Origin of the sequence: Reyranella sp. (genome assembly GCF_965228225.1) — a bacterium.
Taxonomy (GTDB): Bacteria; Pseudomonadota; Alphaproteobacteria; order Reyranellales; family Reyranellaceae; genus Reyranella.
The window spans coordinates 3,308,812-3,327,128 of the sequence record NZ_OZ245801.1 but is presented as its reverse complement, the minus strand read 5'-3'; the positions used below and the strand labels follow the sequence as shown (position 1 = coordinate 3,327,128).

Here is an 18,317-nt window from a genome sequence, read left to right as displayed (position 1 = left end):
TCTACCGCTTGAGCAGCCTCGCGCTCCCGAGCGACCGACACGACCCCTCATGTATTCGCCGCCCGATGCACCGTCTTCGTGCGGGTCGCCAGAAGCTTGTCGATGCGGCGGCCGTCCATGTCGAGGACCTCGAAGCGCCAGCCGCCGACGACGACGGAATCGCCTTCCTTGGGCAGGCGGCGCATGGCGGCCAGCACCATGCCGGCGACGGTGTGGAAGTCGGCGGTGCGTTTGATGGGGATGCCCAGGAGTTCGATGAGCTCGTCGGCCGGCATGCTGCCCGCCACCAGCCACGACCCGTCGTCGCGTTCAGTCGCCTCGGGCTCGGCCGGACCCTCGTCGGTCTGGAAGGCCCCGACGATCGCTTCCAGGATGTCGGCGGTCGTGACGATGCCCAGAAGCTCGCCATACTCGTCCTGCACCAGGACCATGTGAGCGGGTGAGTTCTTCAGTGTGTCGAGCACATCGAACCCGTCCATCGTATCGGGGACTATGGGCGCGGGCCTGACGAGGGCACGCGGATCGGCAGTACCGTCGCGGATGAAGGCATCCAGCAGGTCGTTCTTGCGGACGACGCCGGCGGCGTGGTTCGCGGCCGGGTCCCAGGCCAGCAGGCGGGAGTGGACGCTCGACTGGACGGTCTGCAGCAGGGCCTGCGGCTCGAGCGACAGGTCGACGATGTCGAGATCGTGTCGCGGCGTCATGATGGCCCGGGCGGGCCGGTCTCCGAGCCGCATGACGGCGCTGATCATGCCGCGCTCGCGCGGCTCGATGACGCCCGAGGATTCGCCGTCGGCGATCAGCGCCTTGATCTCCTCGGCCGTCACCGCGGCGTCGGCGCTCTGCCGCCCGCCCAGCAGACGCAGGATCGCCTTGCCCGAGAAGTCGAGCAGCCACACGACCGGGGCGGAGATGCGCGCCAGCATCGTCATGCCGGGCGCCACCGTCGCGGCGACGGCTTCGGCGTTACGCAGCGCGATCTGTTTGGGCACCAGCTCGCCGACGATCAGCGACAGATAGGTGATGAGGGCGACGACGCCGCCATAGGCCAGCGGTTCGGCGAAACGCAGGGGCATGCCGGAGTCGACCAGCACCGTGGTCAGCCGGCCGCCCAGCGTGGCCCCGGAGAAGGCGCCGGCCAGGATGCCGACCAGGGTGATGCCGATCTGCACCGTCGAGAGGAAGCGACCCGGATCGTCGGCCAGGCGGAGCGCTGCCGTGGCGCCGCGCGAGCCGCCCTCGGCCATGGCCTTCAGCCGGCCCCGGCGCGCCGAGACGACGGCAAGTTCCGACATTGCCAGGACACCGTTGATGAGGATGAGGACGAGGGCGATCAGCAGCTCGATATAGACCATCGCTTCAGTCTATCTGCGATTCGCGCCGGAACGAAGGCGGCCCGGGGCGCGGGTTTTGCAAGACCGTGTGCGGGAAATCGCCCCGAAACCCCTCATTCGAAATCGTGTACGTTCGCTCCATGACCGCTTTGCATGACATGACCGCCGGCGAGTTGCTCGCCGCCTACAAATCCAAGTCGCTGTCGCCCGTCGAGGCCGTCGACGCCGTGATCGCCCGGATCGAAGCCTGGGAGCCCAGGCTGAAGGCGCTCTACGCCCCCGATTTCGAGGGCGCGCGAAAAGCCGCGAAGGCCTCCGAGGCGCGCTGGCAGAAAGGCACGCCTCAGGGCGCGCTCGACGGGGTGCCCATCACCATCAAGGAGAATATCGCCACCAAGGGCGTGCCGGTGCCGCTCGGCACGGCGGCGACCGACCTCGTGCCGGCGGTCGACGACGCGCCCGCCTCGGCGCGCGTACGCGAAGCGGGGGCGGTCATCCTCTCCAAGACCACGATGCCCGACTACGGCATGCTGTCCTCGGGCCGCAGCTCCTTCCATCCGCTGACACGCAACCCGTGGAATCTCGCCTGGAATCCCGGCGGCTCCAGCGCCGGCGCGGGGGCCGCGGCGGCGGCGGGCTACGGCCCGCTGCATCTCGGCACCGACATCGGCGGCTCGGTCCGCCTGCCGGCGAGCTGGAACGGCATCTTCACCCTGAAACCCAGCCTCGGCCGGATCGCCGTCGATCCGCCGTTCTTCGGCCGCGCCATCGGACCGATGACGCGCAGCGTGGGCGATGCGGCTCTGCTGATGGCCGAGCTGTCCAAGCCCGACGTGCGCGACCACATGAACCTGCCGCCGGCGGATATCGACTGGGCCGCCGGGCCGCTGTCGCCCAAGGGGCTGAAGATCGGGCTGCATCTCGACGCGGGCTCCGGCCTGCCGGTCGATCCCGAGGTCAAGGAGGCGATCGAGGCCGCCGCCAAGCTGTTCGCCGACGCAGGCGCCCATATCGAACCGGTCGCGCCGTTCCTGTCGCCCGAGATGCTGCATCTGCAGGATCTGTTCTGGCGGGTGCGCAGCTGGGTCGATTTCTCCGCGCTCTCTCATGCGAAGCAGGCCAAGGTGCTGGCCTTCATCGCCGACTGGTGCCGCGGCGGCGCCGACGTTTCGGGCAGCGACGTGATCCGCGGCGTGAACAACTACATGGCGATCCGCGCCGCCACCGTGCGCGCGACCCAGGCCTTCGACTTCGTCCTGTCGCCGGTCTCGCCCGTGCCGACGTACCGCGCCGAGTGGGAGACGCCGACCAACGACGTCAACCGCCCGCTGGAGCACATCTCCTTCACCATGCCCTACAACATGAGCGAACAGCCGGCCGCGTCGATCAACTGTGCCTACACCAAGGAAGGCAAGCCGATCGGCCTCCAGATCTCCGGACGCCGCTTCGACGATTCGGGCGTGATGCGCCTATCGCGTTGGTTCGAGACGGCGCGCGGCGAGCAGAAGAAGTGGCCCGAGCCGCCGGCGTCGTGATTGCCTGCAACAACAACCACCTCCCCCTGAGGAGCGGCCGTAGGCCGCGTCTCGAAGGGTGGGGATCCGCACCGCGTCTGTTGCCCATCGTTCGAGACGCATCGCTTTGCGATTCTCCTCAGGATGAGGGCGGGGGTGGTTCGCCGTGAAGCAGGCCCCCCTCGGAATCCTGATGCTCGATACGCGGTTTCCGCGGATCGTGGGGGATGTCGGGAATGCGGCGTCGTACGATTTCCCGGTGATTTTCCGGACGATGGAAGGGATTGGATCGGCCGATGCGGTGGCGGCGCATCCCGACCGGCCCCGCGTGCTGGCAGCGCTGAAGGCGAATGCCGAGGCGCTGGCGGCAGAGGGTGCGGTCGGTCTCGGCACGAGCTGCGGCTTCCTGGCGCTCTATCAGGACGATCTCGGCGCGGTGTCGCCGGTGCCGGTGGCGACCTCGGCTCTGCTCCACATCAGGGACCTGAAGGATCGCAAGGTCGGCGTGATCACCGCCTCGGCGAAGAACCTGACGCCAGGGCATTTCGAGGCGGTCGGCGCGCCCGGCGATACGCCCATGGTCGGGCTGCCCGAGGACAGTTCCTTTGCGGCCACCTTCCTGCACAACGGGCTGACGCTCGATCGCGAAGCCGTCGAGCGCGAAGTGGTGGCTGCGGGACGTGACCTCGTGGCCCGGCATCCCGAGGTCGATACGGTGGTGCTCGAGTGCACCAACCTGCCGCCTTACAAGCCGGCACTGCAGAAGGCGCTGGGCCTTCCCGTGCTCGACGTGCTCGACCTGCTGAAGGACTTCTACCGCGAGGTCAGCGCGCGGCGTTGACCATCAGGTCCGGCAGGAAGCTCACGAGGCCCGGGAAGAAGTAGAGCAACAGAAGACACAGCACCATCGTCAGGAAGAAGGGCAGCGAGACCTTGCCGATCCAGAAGATGGACTTGCCGGTCATGCCCTGCAGCACGAACAGGTTGAAGCCGACCGGTGGCGTGATCTGGGCCATCTCGACGACGATGGTGATGAAGATGCCGAACCAGATCTTGTCGATGCCGGCCTGCTCGACCATCGGCAGCACGATCGCGGCGGTCAGCACGATCATCGAGATGCCGTCGAGGAAGCAGCCCAGGATGATGTAGAGGACGGCCAGGACCAGGATCAGCATGCCGGGCGTCAGGCCCATCGCGGCAATTGTCTCGGCAAGGTGGCGCGGCAGGCCGGTGAAGCCCATCGCAAGTTTCAGGAACGAGGCGCCGGCCAGGATCAGCAGGATCATCGAGGTGAGGCGCGTGGCGCCCATCACGCTGTCCCAGAAGTTCCTGAGCGTCAGCCGGCGTTGCCAGAAGGCGATGGCGAAGGAGCCGATCACGCCGAAGGCGGCCGATTCGGTCGCGGTCGCGACGCCGGCATAGATCGAGCCCAGCACGAGCAGGATCAGCAGCACGACTGGGATCAGCGAACTCGACTCCCGCAGCTTTTCCCGCAGCGGCATCGCGGGGTCGGGCGGCGGGATCTTCGTGGGGTTCAGCAGCGACCATCCGGCGACATAGGCCATCATCAGGCCGGCCAGCAGGATGCCGGGAATGATGCCGGCCGCGAACAGCTTGGCGATCGAAACTTCGGCCTGCACGCCGTACACGATCATGATCAGCGACGGCGGGATCAACAGGCCGAGCGTGCCGGCGCCGGAGAGACTGCCGATGGCGATGGCGTCGGGATAGCCGCGGCGGCGCAGCTCCGGCACGGTCATCTTGCCGATCGTGGCGCAGGTCGCGGCCGAGGAGCCCGAGACGGCGGCGAAGATGGTGCAGCCGATGATGTTGGTATGGACCAGCCGGCCGGGCAGGCGCTGCATCCAGGGCGCGAGGCCACGGAACATCTCCTCCGAGATGGCCGTTCGGAACAGGACCTCGCCCATCCAGATGAAGAGCGGCAGCGCCGTCAGTGTCCAGGACGACAGGTCGGAGAAGACCACGGTCGCCATCGCATCGCCGGCCGGCTTGGCCGGCGCGAACATCCACATGACGGCGATCGACACGCCGATCATGCTCATGCCGATCCAGATGCCGGTGCCGAACAGGAAGAAGAGGGCGCAGATGGCGAGCAGCGCGATCTGGGCGTCGATGCTGCCCATCAGCGCTCCAGGTGGGCGGCTTCCTCGCCCGAGGGTTCTTGCATGAGGGGACCGCCCGTCGCGACCACGACGAGCTGTTCGACGACGGCGATGCACAGGACCACGGCGCCGACCGCCATGCCGACCTGCGGGATCCAGAGCGGGATGACGATCAGCCCGGTCGAGACGTCGTTGATTTCGTAGGACAGCCAGCAGAGCTTGATCGAGAACCAGGCGAGATAGCCGGTGAGCAGGCTGCCGAGCACCAGGCACCAGATTTCGGCCAGGCGCCGGGGCGTTCCCTGCAGGCGCTGGACGAACAGGGTGACCCGGATGTGCTCGCCGCGGCCGAAGGTCGAAGCGAGCGCCAGGAACGCCGAGGCGAGCATGGCGTAGCCCGCGAACTCGTCGGCCGAACGCGCCACGTAGGTGATCGGGTTGGGCAGGCCGAAGGTCTGCTCGATCCAGAGGCCGATCCCCGGCCCGACCGAATAGAGGACGAAGACCAGGAGCAGCACCATGAAGATGCCGCCCAGGATCCCCGTCACCTCGTAGAGTGTCTTCAGTGCGGACCGCACGGGCGCGGTCGGCCTAGTTCTTGTTGTAGGCGTCGACCACGGCCTTGCCGTCGGGCCCGGCCTTGTCGAGCCACTCGGCGGTCAGTTTCTTGCCGAGTTCCTTGTACTCGGCGGCCAGCTTGGGCGAGGGCGGCTGCACCTTCATGCCGTTCTTGGCGAGGGTCTCCAGGAAGCCGGTGGAGAGCTTCTCGGCTTCGGCCCAACCCAGCGCCTCAGCCTTGGCGGCTTCGGCCAACACGGCCTTCTGGGTCGCCGGATCGAGCTTGTCGAAGGCGGCCTTGTTCATCAGCACGGCGTTCTTCGGCAGCCAGGCCTGGGTGTCGTAGAAGTGCGTCAGCTGTTCCCACACCTTCGAATCGACGCCGGTGGCGCCCGACGAGATGAACGAATCGACCTTGCCGGTGGCCAGCGCCTGGCTGAGTTCGGCGGCCTGGATGGTGATGGGCTGCGCGCCGGTCAGTTCGGCGATGCGCGAGGTGCCGCGATTGTAGGCGCGGAACTTCATGCCCTTCATGTCGGCGACCGAGTTCACTTCCTTCTTGGCGTAGAGGCCCTGCGGCGGCCACGGCACCGCGAACAGGACCATCATGCCCTGGGCGGCAGCCTTCTTCTCCAGTACCGGCTTCTGCGCCGCCCACAGCTTCTTGGCCTCGGGGAAGGAACTCGCCAGGAAGGGCACGACGTCCACGCCGTAGACCGGATCCTCGTTCTCGAAGTTGGAGACCAGGATCTCGCCGATCGGGGCCTGGCCCGTCTGCACGGCGCGTTTGATCTCGGGAGCCTTGAACAGCGAGGCGCCGGGGTGGACGACGATTTCGAGCTTGCCGCCCGAGCTCGTCTTCACGGCATCGGCGAATTTCTGGAGGTTGACCGTGTGATAGTTGGTCGCCGGGTAGGCGGCCGGCAGATCCCACTTGGTCTGGGCGAAGGCGGGCGTGGCGAGCAGGGTCGCGGCGGTGGCGAGTAGAAGTCTGCGCTTCATGGTTAAGTCTCCCGATAAGGTCCCCGGCCGAGATCGTTACAACGGCCTCAACGGGGCAGCAAGCGGCGGTAGAGTGGCTGCAGCAGGGCCGGGATGATGTAGATCGGGAACTGCACGGCGGCGATGAACAGGAAGATGTCGGGATCGGCCGTCGCCGGCAGCACCGCCATGAGCAGCGCGTTGTGGCGCCCACCCGAACAGTAGCCGACGGTGAGGGCGCTGCGCCGATCGAGGAACGGCCAGGTCGCGACCGCCATCACGAGATTGCACAGCAGCATTCCTGCAAAGGAACCGGCGATGAAACCCGCAAGCTTCACCGGCTCCGTCATCGCGCGGGCGACGACGCCATCCATCAGCGGGATGGCGAACACCATCAGAACGACCACCGAGACTCCATCGAGGGTCGGGCCGGCCTCGGCGAGGCGGGTCCCCAGCCAGCGACGGATGACGATCGCTCCGGCCACCGCGAGCGCCACGATCATGGCCAGCCTCATGCTCAGTTCGAAGAGGCCGATCTTGAGGTCGAAGCCCAGCAGCCACAGCGCCAGCGGCGGCAGGGTGAAGGGCACCAGGAAGTTGGTGAACAGCGAAAGCAGCAGGGCGAGCGAGGAATCGAGGCGCAGGAAGGTGGCCGTCGTCGCCGCCGAGATGATGCCGGGTGCCATCGCGCTGAGGCAGAGCGCCGTGACGAGGCTCGGCCACAGGCCCAGCCCGTGCCAGACCGGCCAGACGACGAGCGGCACCGCGACCAGGTTGAGGACGGCCAGCAGAAGCGCGGGGCCGGGCCGGCGCAGCAGTGTGGAGAGGCGCCCCCAGTCCATGCGCGCCAGGGCCAGCATCAGCAGGATCACGACCAGCGGCAGCAGCAGCGGCCGGGCCGCGGCCGCGAGGTCCTGGAACAGCAGGCCCAGCAGGAGGGAGAAGGGCAGGAGGGTGGTGGCGCGACCTCCCATGCGTTGCAGGACCACGAGGAGCGGATTCATTGAAGACAGCGTAGCACGTGCTAGCCTGCGGCCGATGAACACTCTGCCCGGCGTCTGGCTCGACGATCTCACCCAACAGGAAGTCGCTTCCCGGTTCGACGGCAAGGCCGTCGTTCTCGTCCCCGTCGTTTCGGCCGGCATCCCGGCGCCTCATCTGCCACTCAAGACGGCAGGACTGATCGCCCGCGCGCTCTGCCAGAAGTTGATGGAGCGGCTCGCCGTTGCGGTGGCGCCCGTCATCGACGCGCACTCATTCTCGCACCAGCAGACGCTGGGACAGGTTCTCGGCGATCGGCTCGACACGGTGAGGGCGCTCGGCGCGCGACGGATCGCGGTGCTCGAAATCTCGGCTTCTCCGCTCGGGACACTGGAAGTCCCGGGGGAAGGGCTGGTGTTGCGCTTCGGCGATCGCATCGGCGACGGCGAGTACCTCACCTCCTGCCTGATGGCCCTCGACCCGCGGAGCGTACGCATGCCCCTGCTGCCGGCCAGTTCTCGTAGCGAGGCCTTCGCGGGCGAACGCGGAATGTCGGCCGAGGTCGATAGAATCGCTGCTGCCCTCGTTTCGATGTGGCCCGATCTTATCTGACGATCCTTGCGGTGCTCTCTGGTGCTCCGGGTTCTGGACTGGCAGAAGATCCAGCCATGCCGCTGCACTGGACCCTCGACTCCAAGGAAAGACTCGTGATCGTGACCGCCGAAGGCGACGTCACCGGCGCGGAGATCGAGGATTACATCGCGGCGATGAACGGCGCCGGTACGATGTCTTACCGCAAGTTGTACGATGGCAGTCGAGGCGATACCGATTTGACCGCGGACGAGTTGCTGGCGATCGGCGTGCAGCTCCGGGCGCGGCATGGGACAGGCGACAGGCCGGGACCTCTCGCGCTCGTCCTATCGCCGGACCAATTCGAGCAGATTTCCCGCGTGCTGGGCATCCTGGCCGCGGCCGACCGACCCATGCGGGTGTTTTCCGGAATTGCGCCGGCACGGCACTGGATCGAGAGATTTCCGAAGTAGGCGGCGCGTCGAGCCAATATGGGCTATGGTCTCGGCTCAAGCGCTATCAGGAGTCTTCATGAGGTTGTTCTTGCTGCCGGCTGCTGTTGCCGTATCGATGATTGCCGTTGCCGCCGGTGCGCAGACGGCGATCCAGGCCGGCGAATGGGAGACGACCGAGAAGACCGAGATGGAAGGCATGCAGCCGATGGCGCCCTCGTCGAAAAAGGTTTGCCTTGCCGCCGACGAGGCGCAGCTGGAGCGCCTGCTCTTCCCGACGCCGGACGAGATCAAGCAGCATGGTTGTACGTACGAGCCGGGCGCCAAGAAAGCGGGCTCGCTGATCGCGACCCTGACCTGCCCGCCGAACGACCAGAGCCCGGGTGTCACGGCGAAGGCCGAGATCACCTACACGCAGACGAGCTACCAGGGCCTCGGCCAGCTGGTCGCCGCCGACAAGTCCGGCACGAGCGTGAAGGGCAAGAGCGAGTTGAGCGGCAAGCGCCTCGGCGACTGCCCGAAGTAGCGGCGGTCCGCCTCAGGCGCGGTTGCGACCGAAGAGACGCGACAGGCGCAGCTCGAGCGTGCTGCGCACGAACGGCTTCATCAGCAGTTCCGTCCCAGGACCCAGCGGCGTTGCGTTGGCCTGGGCGTAGCCCGTCATCAGGACGATTCGCACGTCGGGACGCGCCTTGCGCATGTAGTCGGCGACCTGCCAGCCATCGGTACCGCCGGGCAGGCCGATATCGGTCATGAGCAGATCGACCGGATGGCCGGCATCGACGTGGCTGCGCGCCGCCATGGCGTCGGCCGCGGTCGCGACCTCGAAGCCGAGCTGACGCAGCGATTCGGCGACATGCTCGCGCACGCCCTGCTGATCCTCGACCACCAGCGCCTGGCGGCCCTTGCCGTCGAACAGACCTTCGTCCGGTACGGACTCGCGTACGACGGCGGTGCCTTCCGGCAGGCGCGGGAAGGAGAGGCGGACGGTCGTGCCCTTGCCTTCGGTGGAAACCAGGTCGAGCGAGCCTTCCGACTGCGCCATGAAGCCCGCCACCTGGGCGAGGCCGAGACCGGTGCCCTCGCCGTGACGCTTGGTCGTGAAGAAGGGCTCCATGGCGCGCCGCTGCGTCTCCTCCGACATGCCGATACCGGTGTCCGACACGGTGAGCAGAACGCGATCGCCGCGTGACAGGGAGCGCATGACCAGCTTGCCCCCGCCCGGCATGGCGTCGCGCGCATTCACCGCAAGGTTCAGCAGCGCATTCTCCAGCTGGTTGGAATCGATCGTGACCAGCGGCAGGTCCTCTTCGAGGTCGATCTCGAGTTCGATGCTCTCGCCGATCGTGCGGTGGAGCATGTCGATCAGGCCGCCGACCAGAACGTTCAGGCTGGCCGGCTTGGGATCGCTGGGCTGGCGGCGGGCGAACGCCAGCAGGCGGTGGGTGAGCGCCGCGGCCTGGGTGGCCGCCTGCATGACCAGGTCGGCCCGCCGATGTTGTGCCACCTCGGTCGCGGGCAGCGCCTTCTTCAGGGACTCCGTCGCGCCCAGCACGACTGTCAGCATGTTGTTGAAGTCGTGGGCGATACCGCCGGTGAGTTGACCGATCGCCTCCATCTTCTGGACCTGCCTCAGGGCCGCCTCGGCCTGCTGGCGCTCCTCGATCTCGGCGCGCAGCCGCCGGTTGGCCTCCGTCAGCGCACCGGTGCGCACCGCGACCTCGCGTTCGAGCCAGGCGTTCGTGCGTTCCATGGCATCCTGCTGCGTCTTCTCGACGGTGAGATCGCGAAGCACCAGGATGAACCCTTGGGCCAATCCCCCGCGGGCCCGCAGCGGCGCCATCACGCAGCTGGCCCAGATCGGCCGTCCGTCCTTGCGAAGATGCCACCGGTTCGAGGTCACGCTGGCTTCCGTGGCGGCCCGCTGACGTTCCGTATGCGGCATGCCGCCCGCCACGTCCTCGGGCGTGTAGATGCAGTCCGCCGATTGGCCGAGCGCCTCCACTTCCGCCCAGCCGAGCACCCGGTGGGCGCCCTCGCTCCAGCTCTGGATCAGGCCGTTCTGGTCGACCGTGATGATGGCGTGGTCGACCACGCTCTGAACGATCATGCGATAGAGCTCGTTGCTCTGTTCCGCTGCCTGCTCCGCACGCTTCAGCCGCAGCAGGGCGCGGATGGTGGCAAGCAGTTCGGAGGGCTCGACCGGCTGGCTGAGATAGGCGTCGGCGCCGCTGTCGAGTCCGACCGCGCGATCCTGGGGCGCTACGAAGGAGGCGGAGATCTGCAGGACCAGGAGGTGGATGTCCTGCTTCTTGATGAGCCGGCAGACCTCGAAGCCGTTGATGTCGGGAAGCTTGACGTCGAGCAGCACGAGGTCGGGTCGCTCTCGTCGCGCGACTTCCAGCGCCTCCATACCGGTGCGTGCCTCGATGACTTCGTAGCCGCCCTGGCGCAGCAGGCGAGTCTTTATGTATCGGCCGGATTCGTTGTCGTCGACGTTGAGGATCAGCGGCTTCACGACTCACCGCCCTTCTTCATGGCCTGGACCACGTGGCCGGCAAGGATGGCGCGCGACAGGTTCGACTTGGAGAGGATCCCCACGGCGCCGCGCAGCCGCTCATGGTGCTCCGGTCCAAGCAGCGACGAGGTGAGGATCAGCACCGGAATATGCGCGGTAGCGGGATCGCCCTTGAGGGAACGGAAGACCTCGAAGCCGGTGAGGCCGGGCAGGTGGAGGTCGAGCAGGATGAAATCCGGCATCTCGGCCTGCGCCAGGCGCAGCCCCTCCGTGCCGTCCGCCGCCTCGATCAGGGCCCACGGCCCTTCACTGCGCAGCATGTGGGTGAGCACGTAGCGAGTGCTCTCCTCGTCGTCGACGATCAGGACCTTGCCCATGCCCTCGGCCGCCATGGCGCTTTCGAGCGAGGCGCCGGGCAGGACGGCGGGAAGATCGAGGGTGAAGGTCGAGCCCTTGCCGGCCTCGCTCTCGACCGTGATGACGCCGCCCATGATGCCGGCCAGCTTGCGCGACAGCGGCAGTCCGAGGCCGGAGCCCTTTGTCCGGGTCTGGAGCGGGTTCCGGATCTGGATGAACTCGTCGAAGATCCGCTCGCGCTCCTGAACGGGAATGCCGATGCCGCTGTCTCGGACCACGAACTCGACGCGGCCCGGCACCGGCGTGGCGACGGTCACGCTGACTTCGCCGCGTTCGGTGTACTTGAGCGCGTTCGAGACGAGATTGCGCAGGATCTGCTGGAGCTTGCCTTCGTCGGTATAAAGGAGGAGGCCGCCGCTGAGGTCACGGAAGACCAGGTCGACGTCCGCGCCGGTCTGCAAGGGTTTCATGATGCCGCGCAGCGCCGAGAGAAGCTCGGCCACCTCGATCTTCACCGGATGCAGATCGATGCGCCCGGCCTCGACCTTGGCGAGGTCGAGCAGGTCGTTGACGAGGCGGGTCAGCGTGTCGGCCGACTGGCGGACATAGGAGAGCTGACGCTGCTGCTCTTCGTTCAGCGGCCCGTCGGTCTGGTCCGCCAGCATGCGGGTCAGCGCCGTGATCGAGTTGAGCGGCGTGCGCAGCTCGTGGCTGACGGCCGACAGGAACTGGCTCTTGACCTCGCTGGCGCGCTTCAGGTCATCGGCGCGTTGCTCGAGCTCGGCATAGAGCGCGAGGACGCCACGATTGGTGCTGTCGAGTTCGGCATTGAGTTCAGTGAGCTCCGCGCGCGCCGTTTCGAGGTCCGCCATGGTCGTCAGCAGGTCGCGGTTCTGCGCCAGCACCTCCTCGACCAACACCTCGGGGCCCGACCGGGCGAGGTCCGCCGCCACCCGGCCCACGGACATGTCGTTGGCGGCCGCCCCGCGCGGCAGATACTTGCCGAAGCGCACGAGGGTGCCGGACGGACCGCTGTCGATTTCGAACTGATCCATCAGGCGGCGCGTGCCCACCAGGCCGATGCCCATACCGGTCGGCGAGACATAGGTGCCGCCCAGAATGCTCTCGAGGTCGGCGATCCCCGGCCCCTGGTCGCGAAACGCCATGGTGAGCGCCTGCGCGGGCGGATCGCCGTTCAGGGCGAAGGACAGGCCGCCGCCGCCGCCGTAACTGACGGTGTTGCGCGCCACCTCCGACACCGCGGTGGCGATGGAGGTCTGTGTCTGCCGGTCGAATCCCACGAGGCGCGCGATGTGCCGGGCGCGCTGGCGGGCCCTCACGATGTCCTGCTCCGTGTCGAGGCGCATGCTGTAGAGCGTGGCCCCATTCATGTCGCCCGCCTCAGCACAAGGACCGTGGCGTCGTCGCGCCCGCGCGTCCCGTCGCGATAGAGGATCGCCGCAATCAGCGCCGGATGGCGCGCCTGCAGCCCGGGATAGCGGTCGAGCGACCAGTTCGTCCCGATCCCATCGGAGTGCAGCACGACCACCAGTCCCGGGCCGTCGCACGGATAGACGAACTCCCTGACCTGCCCCGCGGTATGGCCCGCGATGCCGTTCATCGACACGAAGCGACGAACCTGCCCGCCCGCTGCGGCGAGACCCGCAATGTTGCCGATGCCGCAGAAGGTGATCGAGGAGGCGGCGAGATCGACGTTGGCGATGCCGATGGCGGCGCCGCGCGTTGCCCGCAGCCCGGCATGGATCCTCTGCGCGGCCGTGACGGTCGAAGCGACGAGGGTCTTTTGGAACACGTCGCACGCGGCGGTGGCGGCCTGTTGGGCGGCTAGGCCGTGACCGAGCCCGTCGACCACCAGCAGGGAAACCACGCTGCCCGCTCGCACCACCGCCACGGCATCTCCGCAGACGAGCTCGTCGGGCTTCGGCACGGAGACGGAACCGACCAGATCGAGCGTCTCGGGCGGCGTCCGCCGACCCGGCCACAGTCGAACGAAGATCGCGGTGCCACGACCCGGGGCAGACCCGGTTTGCGAGTGTATGTCGAACTCGTCGGCCTGCCGGCGGATGGCGCCGAGACCCACCCCGGCCGAGCCATAGGTCGACACGCCGTCGGCCAGGCTGTGGCCCACGTCCGCCATGCCGGGGCCGCTGTCGATCGAGGTGATCTCGAGCCCCTTGCAGTCCGCCGCGGCGACCTCGCGCACCAGCAGATGGCCGCCCCCGGCGTGCCGCGCCACGTTCGTGGCCATCTCGAGCGCAACGAGCGCCGCGCGGCCGATATCCGGCTCGCTGAAGCCGCAGGACCGCGCCACGCTTTCGACCTCGCGGCGGGCCGAATTGGCGTGGCTGGTATCGGGCACGGGCAGCAGGCGGTTCATCGCTTCCACCGGGCGATGGTCACCGTCGTGCCGGCGCCGACCGCGCTCTGAATGTCGAAATCGTCGACCAGGCGCCGAGCGCCGCCCAGTCCGTGGCCGAGTCCGTTTCCGGAGGTGAAGCCGTCGGTCAGGGCCTGCTGGATGTCCGGGATGCCGGGGCCTCGATCGCGGAATACCACTCGTACACCGCGGCGTTCCGCGATGATGGTCTCGATGTCGGCATGACCGCCCTTGCCGTAGTCGAGCGTGTTGCGGGCCAGTTCGCTCGCCGCAGTGATCAGCTTCGTCTGGTCGACCAGGGACAGGCCGATCTCGGTCGCGCGAACGCGGACCTTCTGACGGACCCGTACGACGTCGTCGCTCGAGGTGATCGGCAGGGTGTCAGTCGTCGTCGGCATCGTCCGCCGCTTCGCCCGCGGCCGACACGCCGCCGATGAGGGCAAGGCCGCGCTCGGCATTGAGCGCGGTCTTCACCCCGGGCAGGCCGAGGCCGAGCTCGACCAGTGTGATCGCGACTTCCGGACGCATGCCCACGACCACCGTGTCGGCATCGAGCAGGCGGGAAACGTTGGCAATGTTCGCCAGCATCCTCCCGATGAAGCTGTCGACGATCTCGAGCGCCGAGATGTCGATCAGAACGCCGCGGGCGCGATGCTGCACGATCTTCTCGGTGAGATCGTCCTGGAGACGCGTCGCGAGCTGGTCATGCATGTCGACCTGGATCGTCACGAGGAGTGCCGACCCGATTTTCAGGATGGGAATGCTGTCCATGACGCCGGGCTCAGCCGCGCGTCTCGGCGGGCTGCTGCTGGGAGGTGGCGGAGGAGTGCGCCTTGATCTTGGTGACGACGCGACCCGTCCGCCTCAGTGCCAGGGCCAGCGCATCGGCGAGGGTGGCCTTCGAGACGACATTGAGGTCGACGCCGAGTTGGACGATCGTCTGGGCGATCTGCGGGCGAATGCCGCTGATGATGCAGTCGGCTCCCATCAGCCGGGCCGCCGAGACCGTCTTGAGCAGGTGCTGGGCAGTCAGCGTGTCGACCATGGGCACGCCCGTGATGTCGAGGATGGCGATCTCGGCACCGGTCTGGACGATGGTCTCCAGGAGGTTCTGCATGACGACCTGGGTGCGGCCGCTGTCCAGGGTGCCGATCAGCGGCAGGGCCACGATGCCTTCCCAGAGCTTCACGACGGGGGTGGAGAGTTCTTCGATCTCCTTGCCCTGACGGGCAATCAGCTCCTCGCGCGTCTTCTGATACGTCTCGACGGAGAACAGGCCGAGCCGGTCGATCAGTTCGCTGATGCTCGAGAGCAGGTCGAACGCGTGCTCGGGTTTTGTCGTCTTGCGCACCTGCTCGAACAGGGGCCGCTTCAGGGACAGCACGAAGGTGGCGGTCTCGGTCGGGGAGAAACCCTGGAGCGCGCGGGTTCGCGAGAAGCCTTGCAGCACGTCGCGCACGTCGGCGTATTCGGCGCCGCGCATGTCGCTCGAATTGCCATGCGCGACGGCCTTGGCAAGAGCGTCGAGCACGGCGCGGCCCTGACTCTCGGCTTCCTGCCGCGTCATCCGGATTTCCCCGACGTTCAGGGTAGAAACCCAGCTCGCGAGGATGTCACTCTCACGCCCGGCAAACAGGCTCGCCAGACTCTGGCTGTCGTCGGTAGTGGCCAAGTTCTCCCCCTTCACTCCATGAACCCAGCATAAAACTGGGGCCATCATCGGCTAACGCAAACGCCGGCATCGGGTTCCGGGTGCGGAGCCAATTAATCGGGGGAAACGAATTCGGTCTGTCCGGTGTCGGACAGAACATTCAGGCGGAGGGCAATTCAGCGAAAGCGGGCATCACCGTCTCCCCGAAGCGGCGCATCGATCCCAAGTTCTGCGCATGGCTCATGGCACCGAAGCCGGTCTGGCAAAGGAGATGCCGCACGCCGACATCGCGGAGTTCCGAGACCTGGTCGCGCACCCGGGCGGCGGAGCCGTAGAGACAGCCCGTGCGCAGCAGGAACGGCACCGCTTCCGAGTCCGGCACGCTGGGGTCGGTCCAGGCATTGAGGGTCGCGGGCTCGGGCTCGAAGTCTGCCGGATTGTGCGCCTCGCGCACATGCATCATGTGGGCGCGCGTCTCGACCAGCAGGCCGGCCAGCGTGTCCTCAGCCTCGGCGTCGGACTCGCCGACATAGACGTTGCGCCAGAGGGCGCTCTGGCGAAGCAATCGCGCCTTGGTCGCCACATCGTGACCGCCTTCGTCGATACCGGCGGCATAGGTTGCCCAGCGCTCCTTGATGCGTTCGACCGGAAGGCGGGCGGTCAGGATCGGCATGCCGAGCCTGCCGCATTCCCGGAAAGAGCCCGGCGAGATCACGCTGCGCCAGAGGGGCGGACCGGGCTGCTGCACGGGCTTGGGCCGGATCGCGGGCACGTGCAGCTTGTGGAAGCGCCCCTCATAGTCGAGCGGCGACTCCGTCCAGGCGCGCTGCAGGATGTCGACCGTCTCCTCCATGCGCTCGCGGCTGTCGGTGCTGCGCATGCCGTGGCCGACGAACTCGTATTCGTTATAGGCGGTGCCCTTGCCGATGCCGACGTCGATACGGCCCTTGCTGAGATTGTCGAGCAGCGCCAGCTGGACGGCGAGGCGCACCGGATGATGAAACGGTGTCTGCACCACGGCAAAGCCCAGCCGGACCCTGCTGGTCTTCATGGCGAGTGCCGCCGCGAACATCAGCGAGTCGCAGTACACGCTCTCGCCGGTGAAATAGTGCTCGGTCAGCCAGACGTCGGAAAAGCCCAACCGTTCGGCCTCGCAGGCCTGGGCCACGATTTGGTCGATGCGGGCGCAGTCCTCCTCGGGCGAGGGTGACATCGCGAGTGTAAGCCAGCCGAACTGCATTCCGCTCTCCTTGTGACGCCCGCGATCTATACCATGCGTTGGATGCCGGTCCGTCTGGCATCGCCCGGTCGGACGTACTAACAAGCATGACGTGGCGACCGTCCTGAAGAACGCTCTTTTGATCCTCCTGTCCGTCGTGCTCTGCACGGCGCTCGCGGAGGGAATGGCGCGCTGGCTCGATGCCCAGGAGCCGAGTGCCGCGCTGAAATATCTCGATGGGATCCCTTTGGCCGAGGGGGTCCAGCGGACCTGGTTCGCCGATGATCCGCCACCGCTGCCGAACCGGCGGCCGGTCTCGGCGAACGATGCCGAACTGGTGCGACGGGTCGAGACGAGCGGGGTGACCGACGGCACGCGGCGCGCCGACATGTTCAAGGTCTGGAACAGTGTCTTCGTCGGTCCCGATCCCTGCGCTCATCCCTACCTGAAGGACGCGCCGGGTCGGATCTACGTCTACGATCCACCCGATGGCAGCCCGTGGCCGCGCTTCCGCTTCCTGCCCGACACGACGACACCGATCGGGCTGGTCACCAACGCCTATGGATTCCGCGGCGGTCCCGTCCCCCTCGCGCGTCAGCCGAAGACGATCCGCATTGCCTTCCTCGGCGCGTCGACGACGGTGTCTTCTCACCACTTTCCCTATTCCTATCCCGAGCATGTCGGCTACTGGCTCAATCGATGGGCCTCCGCAAAGAAGCTCGACCTTCGCTTCGAGGTCCTGAACGCGGGGCGCGAAAGCATCGGGTCCCCCGATATCGCGGCCATCATGCGCAACGAAGTGGCGCCACTCGCGCCCGATCTGGTCGTCTACTACGAGGGAGCCAACCAGTTCTATCTGGAGCCGCTGGTACCCGATCTTCCTCCGCGCCCCGCCAGACTGCCGGTTGCGACTCCACCGGCGCCCGGCCTGGTCGCGCGCATCCTGGAGGATCTGAGCTACAGCTCCGCCTTGGCCAGCCGCCTGAAGAATCTGCTCGCGCAATATGGTTCGCCCGAGGCCCCGGCATCGCAAGCGGGCAAGCACAGCGCGCCGGGAGCCGACGGTCGCGAGTGGCCGAAGCCCGAGTACAGGCTGGTCTGGCCGGCGGGCGTCGACGAGAGGGATCCGGACCTGGCGCGAAAGGACCTCCCGGTGACCCTGTCGGAGATCCTGGCCGATCTGGGCCGCATCGATGCGACGACCGAAGCGGTGGGGGGCGAACTGGCGCTGGCCTCCTTCAAGTGGCTCGTCGCGGACGGGATGGTGCTCGATCCGGCGCGCCACCGCTTTATCCTGGAGTATCTGAATTACGGCTACGCGCCGTTCCGCTACCGCGATCTCGAGCGCCTGGCGGTGTTCCAGAACCGCGTGCTGGAAAAGTACGCGAAGCAACACCGGATCGATTTCCTCGATCTCGCGCGGATGATGCCGTCCGACCCGGACCTGTTCGTCGATGCGATCCACGGCACACCCGAAGGGATTCGGTTGCGCGCCTGGATCATGCTCCAGCTCCTCGTGCCTGTCGTCGACCGGCACCTGGCCGACGGCACCTGGCCGAAGAAGAGCTTCCCGGCCGTGCCGCCGGCGGCTCCGTTCGAGCCACGCGTGGTCACCTTCCAGTGCGAGCGCAAGGCGGGATAACCAGCCCGGCACGAAGGTT

At 67.3% G+C, this 18,317-nt stretch carries 18 protein-coding genes; 6 read left to right on the top strand and 12 right to left on the bottom strand.

Annotation, left to right across the window (positions count from 1 at the left end; all coding sequences use genetic code 11):
• Positions 1-47: 47 nt before the first annotated feature.
• A complete protein-coding gene (locus ACO07K_RS16115) occupies positions 48-1,355 on the bottom strand; it encodes a hemolysin family protein (protein ID WP_422029513.1) in 1,308 nt (435 codons plus the stop codon).
• A 119-nt stretch (positions 1,356-1,474) separates the two neighbouring features.
• Between ACO07K_RS16115 and ACO07K_RS16110 the strand changes: the two genes are divergently transcribed.
• The gene (locus ACO07K_RS16110; RefSeq protein ID WP_422029511.1) at positions 1,475-2,869 is read left to right on the top strand and encodes an amidase; all 1,395 of its coding nucleotides are present in this window, start codon (positions 1,475-1,477) and stop codon (positions 2,867-2,869) included.
• A gap of 145 nt (positions 2,870-3,014) precedes the next feature.
• Entirely contained in the window at positions 3,015-3,689 is a 675-nt protein-coding gene (locus tag ACO07K_RS16105) for an aspartate/glutamate racemase family protein (protein ID WP_422029509.1), read from the top strand.
• On the opposite strand, the gene ACO07K_RS16100 is transcribed toward ACO07K_RS16105, so the two are convergent.
• From ACO07K_RS16100 to ACO07K_RS16085, 4 genes are read right to left on the bottom strand one after another with little or no spacing between them, the layout of a single operon-like run.
• Positions 3,673-4,992 carry a TRAP transporter large permease gene (locus ACO07K_RS16100; RefSeq protein WP_422029507.1) on the bottom strand — a complete coding sequence of 440 codons (1,320 nt, stop codon included), beginning with the start codon at positions 4,990-4,992 and terminating at the stop codon, positions 3,673-3,675. The genes ACO07K_RS16105 and ACO07K_RS16100 overlap by 17 nt on opposite strands.
• Entirely contained in the window at positions 4,992-5,549 is a 558-nt protein-coding gene (locus tag ACO07K_RS16095) for a TRAP transporter small permease (protein WP_422029505.1), read from the bottom strand. The genes ACO07K_RS16100 and ACO07K_RS16095 overlap by 1 nt, the downstream gene beginning before the upstream one ends.
• Positions 5,550-5,562: 13 nt before the next feature.
• Positions 5,563-6,531, bottom strand: coding sequence for a TRAP transporter substrate-binding protein (locus ACO07K_RS16090; protein WP_422029503.1), 969 nt, complete (start codon positions 6,529-6,531; stop codon positions 5,563-5,565).
• A 47-nt stretch (positions 6,532-6,578) separates the two neighbouring features.
• Positions 6,579-7,514: a hypothetical protein gene (locus ACO07K_RS16085; protein WP_422029501.1), complete on the bottom strand. Its 936-nt coding sequence runs from the start codon at positions 7,512-7,514 to the stop codon at positions 6,579-6,581.
• 34 nt (positions 7,515-7,548) lie between these two features.
• Between ACO07K_RS16085 and ACO07K_RS16080 the strand changes: the two genes are divergently transcribed.
• The 3 genes from ACO07K_RS16080 to ACO07K_RS16070 are packed head-to-tail and all read left to right on the top strand — an operon-like array spanning position 7,549 to position 9,039.
• Positions 7,549-8,103, top strand: a complete 555-nt coding sequence (locus ACO07K_RS16080) for a hypothetical protein (protein ID WP_422029499.1) — start codon at positions 7,549-7,551, stop codon at positions 8,101-8,103.
• A gap of 56 nt (positions 8,104-8,159) precedes the next feature.
• Positions 8,160-8,534, top strand: a complete 375-nt coding sequence (locus ACO07K_RS16075) for a hypothetical protein (protein WP_422029497.1) — start codon at positions 8,160-8,162, stop codon at positions 8,532-8,534.
• A gap of 58 nt (positions 8,535-8,592) precedes the next feature.
• On the top strand, positions 8,593-9,039 hold the full coding sequence (locus ACO07K_RS16070) for a DUF3617 domain-containing protein (RefSeq protein WP_422029495.1): 447 nt from the start codon (positions 8,593-8,595) through the stop codon (positions 9,037-9,039).
• 12 nt (positions 9,040-9,051) lie between these two features.
• Here ACO07K_RS16070 and ACO07K_RS16065 read toward each other — a convergent pair whose 3' ends face one another.
• From ACO07K_RS16065 to ACO07K_RS16035, 7 genes are all read right to left on the bottom strand, one after another.
• Positions 9,052-11,031 carry a response regulator gene (locus ACO07K_RS16065; protein WP_422029493.1) on the bottom strand — a complete coding sequence of 660 codons (1,980 nt, stop codon included), beginning with the start codon at positions 11,029-11,031 and terminating at the stop codon, positions 9,052-9,054.
• Positions 11,028-12,779, bottom strand: coding sequence for an ATP-binding protein (locus ACO07K_RS16060; protein WP_422029491.1), 1,752 nt, complete (start codon positions 12,777-12,779; stop codon positions 11,028-11,030). The genes ACO07K_RS16065 and ACO07K_RS16060 overlap by 4 nt, the downstream gene beginning before the upstream one ends.
• On the bottom strand, positions 12,776-13,786 hold the full coding sequence (locus ACO07K_RS16055; protein ID WP_422029489.1) for an ATP-binding protein: 1,011 nt from the start codon (positions 13,784-13,786) through the stop codon (positions 12,776-12,778). The genes ACO07K_RS16060 and ACO07K_RS16055 overlap by 4 nt, the downstream gene beginning before the upstream one ends.
• Entirely contained in the window at positions 13,783-14,184 is a 402-nt protein-coding gene (locus tag ACO07K_RS16050) for an ATP-binding protein (protein ID WP_422029487.1), read from the bottom strand. The genes ACO07K_RS16055 and ACO07K_RS16050 overlap by 4 nt, the downstream gene beginning before the upstream one ends.
• Entirely contained in the window at positions 14,168-14,557 is a 390-nt protein-coding gene (locus tag ACO07K_RS16045; RefSeq protein ID WP_298311008.1) for an STAS domain-containing protein, read from the bottom strand. Before ACO07K_RS16045 ends, ACO07K_RS16050 begins: the two co-directional genes overlap by 17 nt.
• A 10-nt stretch (positions 14,558-14,567) precedes the next feature.
• Positions 14,568-15,458, bottom strand: a complete 891-nt coding sequence (locus ACO07K_RS16040) for an STAS domain-containing protein (protein WP_422029485.1) — start codon at positions 15,456-15,458, stop codon at positions 14,568-14,570.
• 139 nt (positions 15,459-15,597) lie between these two features.
• A complete protein-coding gene (locus ACO07K_RS16035) occupies positions 15,598-16,677 on the bottom strand; it encodes an LLM class flavin-dependent oxidoreductase (protein ID WP_422029483.1) in 1,080 nt (359 codons plus the stop codon).
• A gap of 91 nt (positions 16,678-16,768) precedes the next feature.
• Here ACO07K_RS16035 and ACO07K_RS16030 point away from each other — a divergent pair, with 91 nt between their 5' ends.
• Positions 16,769-18,298, top strand: a complete 1,530-nt coding sequence (locus tag ACO07K_RS16030; protein WP_422029481.1) for a hypothetical protein — start codon at positions 16,769-16,771, stop codon at positions 18,296-18,298.
• Positions 18,299-18,317 lie beyond the last annotated feature (19 nt).